1 pseudogene is annotated in these 234 nt (G+C 57.3%); it reads left to right on the top strand.

What is annotated here, in order from left to right:
* Positions 1-132, top strand: a pseudogene (locus tag ACPYOJ_RS36925) (pyrimidine 5'-nucleotidase); the annotation flags it as partial.
* Positions 133-234 lie beyond the last annotated feature (102 nt).

Below are 234 nucleotides of genomic sequence, written 5' to 3'. Positions count from 1 at the left end.
ACTGTCCCTCTGGTGACGAACAATCTTGAGGAAACCGTCGTCGGGTGGTGGGAGAAGACGAGCGGAGAGGAGGATCACATCGATTTCGTCACCGATGATCTCGCAGCATTCCTCGACAAGATCGCCGGCTAGATTACCAAGATTTCATCCATAAGACCAATCTCTAATTGGTCAAATTAATCCATCGGCTCTCCCCTCCTCCCCCCACCCCCCCCCCCCCCCCCCCCCCCCCCC

This window comes from Rhizobium sp. SVR5-9E, from assembly GCF_056755095.1.
The sequence above is the reverse complement of the archived record's forward strand: the minus strand, read 5'-3'. Positions and strand labels throughout refer to the sequence as shown.